At 61.8% G+C, this 1,884-nt stretch carries 2 protein-coding genes; one reads left to right on the top strand and one right to left on the bottom strand.

The window, feature by feature from the left end; translation table 11 throughout:
- Positions 1 to 324: 324 nt before the first annotated feature.
- Positions 325 to 1,491, bottom strand: a complete 1,167-nt coding sequence (locus AB0C27_RS56130; RefSeq protein WP_357863639.1) for an acyl-CoA dehydrogenase family protein — start codon at positions 1,489 to 1,491, stop codon at positions 325 to 327.
- Between the two features lie 279 nt (positions 1,492 to 1,770).
- Between AB0C27_RS56130 and AB0C27_RS56125 the strand changes: the two genes are divergently transcribed.
- A partial coding sequence (locus tag AB0C27_RS56125) for a LacI family DNA-binding transcriptional regulator (RefSeq protein WP_357863636.1) occupies positions 1,771 to 1,884 on the top strand: 114 nt, incomplete at its 3' end.

Below are 1,884 nucleotides of genomic sequence, written 5' to 3'. Positions count from 1 at the left end.
CCGAAAAGTGCCACTTGCGGAGACCCGGTCGTCAGCTTGTCGTCGGTTCAGGGCAGGGTCGTTAAATAGCCGCTTATGTCTATTGCTGGTTTACCGGTTTATTGACTACCGGAAGCAGTGTGACCGTGTGCTTCTCAAATGCCTGAGGTTTCAGCAAAAAACCCCTCAAGACCCGTTTAGAGGCCCCAAGGGGTTATGCTAGTTATTGCTCAGCGGTGGCAGCAGCCTAGGTTAATTAAGCTGCGCTAGTAGACGAGTCCATGTGCTGGCGTTCAAATTTCGCAGCAGCGGTTTCTTTACCAGACTCGAGTACTTACTTAAATGTCATTCCTGCTTCCTCACGGTCGCCGATGTCAGCCCCAGCGAGCGCCCCACGATCTCCTGCATGATCTCCGAGGTGCCGCCGAAGATCCGCTCAATGCGGTTGTCGCGCCAGATGCGCGCGATCTCGTACTCGTTGATGTATCCGTATCCGCCGAACAGCTGGACGCAGCGGTCGATGATCTGCCAGGCGGTCTCGGTGGTCCAGTACTTCGCCGCGGCGGCGTCGACCGCCGTGAGATGGCCCTCGACGAGCGCCATGATGCAGCCGTCGACATAGGTGCGTGCCGCGTCGAGCTTGGCCCGCATGTCGGCCAGCGCGAAGCGGTTGGCCTGGAAGGTGCCGATGGGCTGCCCGAACGCCGTGCGGGTCTTGGCGTACTCCAGCGCCAGCTCGAAGGCGCGCTGTGCGCCGCCCAGCGCGCTCACCGCGATGGCGATCCGCGCGGTGGGCAGGTTCTCCATCATGTACGCGAAGCCGCGGCCCTCCGCGCCGAGGAGGTTCGCCGCCGGCACCCGTACGTCGTGGAAGAAGAGCTCCGCGGTGTCCTGCGCCTTGAGGCCGACCTTGTCCAGCCGGCGGCCGCGCTCGAAGCCGGGCATCCCGCGCTCGACGACCAGCAGGCTGATGCCCTTGTGGCGGGCGTCCGGGTCGGTCTTGCAGGCGACGATCACGAAGTCGGCGAGGATGCCGTTGGTGATGAAGGTCTTCTGGCCGCTGAGCACATAGTGGTCGCCCTCGCGGCGGGCGGTGGTGCGCATCGCCGCCAGGTCCGACCCGGCGTCCGGCTCGGACAGGGCCAGTGCGCAGATGGTCCGCCCGGAGACGATCCCGGGGAGCCAGCGGTGTTGCTGCTCCCCGGTGAGGTGCGACAGGTAGGAGGGCAGGACGTCGTTCTGGAGCCCGAGGCCGATGCCCACCGTGCCGGTGGCCGCCATCTCCTCGGCCATGATGGCGTTGTAGCGGAAGTCGCGGATGCCCTGTCCGCCGAACTCCTCGGGGAATTCCCACCCGATGAGACCGGCCGCACCGGCCGCGCTCCAGGCCTCGCGGCTGACGATTCCGGCCTGCTCCCATTCCTCCGCGTGGGGCACGCACTCCCTGAGGTAGTAGGCACGGGCGGTCTCCCGGAACTGCTCGTGCTCGGGGGTGAAGAGCGTGCGCCTCATCGACTGGAAATAGAGGTTTTCGTCCCCCGGATCCTGGCTGTGGTGATGATGGTGATGGCTGCTGCCCATGGTATATCTCCTTATTAAAGTTAAACAAAATTATTTCTACAGGGGAATTGTTATCCGCTCACAATTCCCCTATAGTGAGTCGTATTAATTTCCTAATGCAGGAGTCGCATAAGGGAGAGCGTCGAGATCCCGGACACCATCGAATGGCGCAAAACCTTTCGCGGTATGGCATGATAGCGCCCGGAAGAGAGTCAATTCAGGGTGGTGAATGTGAAACCAGTAACGTTATACGATGTCGCAGAGTATGCCGGTGTCTCTTATCAGACCGTTTCCCGCGTTGTGAACCAGGCCAGCCACGTTTCTGCGAAAACGCTGGAAAAAGTG

The sequence above is a fragment of the Nonomuraea sp. NPDC048882 genome (assembly GCF_040649755.1).
Taxonomy (GTDB): Bacteria; Actinomycetota; Actinomycetes; order Streptosporangiales; family Streptosporangiaceae; genus Nonomuraea; species Nonomuraea maheshkhaliensis.
The sequence above is the reverse complement of the archived record's forward strand: the minus strand, read 5'-3'. Positions and strand labels throughout refer to the sequence as shown.

Bases quoted from the DNA above. Each gene is read 5' to 3' on its own strand.
- AB0C27_RS56130 (WP_357863639.1), bottom strand. From the start codon at position 1,491: ATGAGGCGCACGCTCTTCACCCCCGAGCACGAGCAGTTCCGGGAGACC.